Origin of the sequence: Ornithinibacter sp. (assembly GCF_035443565.1) — a bacterium.
In the GTDB taxonomy this organism is placed as follows: domain Bacteria; phylum Actinomycetota; class Actinomycetes; order Actinomycetales; family Dermatophilaceae; genus Fodinibacter.
Window position 1 is genome coordinate 1 of sequence record NZ_DAORSO010000313.1, and the last position, 1751, is coordinate 1751.

At 71.9% G+C, this 1751-nt stretch carries 2 protein-coding genes and 1 pseudogene; all 3 read left to right on the top strand.

The window, feature by feature from the left end:
• A pseudogene (locus PLL68_RS14795) lies at window positions 1-269 on the top strand (DUF1116 domain-containing protein); the annotation flags it as partial.
• Between the two features lie 12 nt (window positions 270-281).
• Complete coding sequence (locus tag PLL68_RS14800; protein WP_324535393.1) at window positions 282-1154, top strand: bifunctional methylenetetrahydrofolate dehydrogenase/methenyltetrahydrofolate cyclohydrolase; 873 nt, start codon at window positions 282-284, stop codon at window positions 1152-1154.
• On the top strand, window positions 1154-1751 hold a 598-nt coding region (locus PLL68_RS14805; RefSeq protein ID WP_502910729.1), incomplete at its 3' end, for a calcium:cation antiporter. The genes PLL68_RS14800 and PLL68_RS14805, both read left to right, overlap by 1 nt.

Sequence of the window (1751 nt, forward strand, 5' to 3'; positions counted from 1 at the left end):
TCGCGCTGCGGGCGACGCGCACCATGTACGAGATCACGGTGGGGGAGCACCCGGCCTACCAGGTGCCGATCCTCGGGTTCCGCGGCACCCCGACCGGGATCGATGCCGCGCTCGTGGCACGCAGCGGCATCCTTCCCCAGATCAACACGGGGATGGCCGGGCGGGTCGCAGGCACCGGGCAGGTCGGGGCTGGGCTCGTCACGCCGCCGGAGCAGTGCTTCCCGGCCGCACTTGCCGCCCTTGCGGCACGGGTGCCTGAAGGGCCGTGAAAGGATTGGCCCGTGACCGCGACGACGCTTGACGGCAAGGCCATCCTCGAGACGATCAAGGGAGAGCTGCGGGCGCGCGTCGCCGCCCTTGCCGAACAGGGCGTCGTCCCCGGGCTCGGAACCGTCCTCGTCGGTGAGGACCCGGGCAGCCAGTGGTACGTCGGGGCCAAGCACCGCGACTGTGCCGAGATCGGCATCCGCAGCATCCGCCGCGACCTGCCCTCCGGGACGACCCAGGACGAGGTGCTCGAGGTCGTGCGCGGCCTCAACGAGGACCCCGAGTGCACCGGCTTCATCGTGCAGCAGCCGACCGGGCTCGACGAGAACGCCATCCTGTCGGCCGTCGACCCCACGAAGGACGTCGACGGCCTGCACCCGATGAACCTCGGGTGGCTCGTGCTCGGCGAGACGGCGCCCCTGCCGTGCACCCCGGTCGGGTGCATCGAGCTGCTGCGCCGCTACGACGTACCGATCGCCGGCGCCAAGGTCGTCGTCGTCGGGCGCGGCCTCACCGTGGGTCGGCCCCTCGGGCTCATCCTCACCCGCCGCTCGGAGAACGCCACGGTCACGCTGTGCCACACCGGCACCCGTGACCTGGCCGCCGAGGTGCGCCAGGCCGACATCGTCGTCGCGGCCGCGGGGGTGCCCGGCATCATCACCGGAGACATGGTCAAGCCAGGGGCTGCGGTGCTCGACGTCGGGGTCTCGCGCATCGAGGACGTCGAGAGCGGCAAGTCGATCGTCGCCGGTGACGTGCACCCGAGCGTGTGGGACGTCGCCGGGTTCGTCAGCCCGAACCCCGGAGGTGTCGGGCCGATGACCCGGGCGATGCTGCTGTCCAACGTCGTCCTCGCGGCCGAGCAGGCACTGGCGGGCGGTTCCTGATGGCGGTGGCCGCGAGCCCGGTGATGAACCGGGTCTGGCAGGTCATGCCGGTCGTCGGTCTCGCCGCGCTGGCCGCGACGTGGGGCCGGTCGATCAACCTGGTCGTCGTCGTCCTCATCGCCTTCTTGCTCGCCGGGAGCGTGCTCGCGGCGGTGCACCACGCCGAGGTGGTCGCCCACCGGGTCGGGGAGCCTTTCGGTTCACTCGTGCTCGCCGTCGCGGTGACCGTCATCGAGGTGGCCCTCATCGTCACGCTCATGCTCTCGGGCGGGGACGAGGCGGCCACCCTGGCGCGGGACACGGTCTTCGCCGCGGTCATGATCACCGTGAACGGCATCCTCGGTTTGTCGCTGCTGCTCGGGTCGCGCCGGTTCGGCACGGTGCGCTTCAACGCCGAGGGCACCGGTGGCGCGCTCGCGACCGTGGCCACCTTGGCCACCGTCTGCCTCGTGCTGCCGACGGTCACCGAGAGCGCCCCCGGCCCCGAGTTCACCCCGACCCAGCTGGCCTTCGCCGCGGTCGCCTCGCTCGCGCTGTACCTTGCCTTCGTCGTCACCCAGACGGTGCGCCACCGCGACTTCTTCCTGCCCGTCTCGC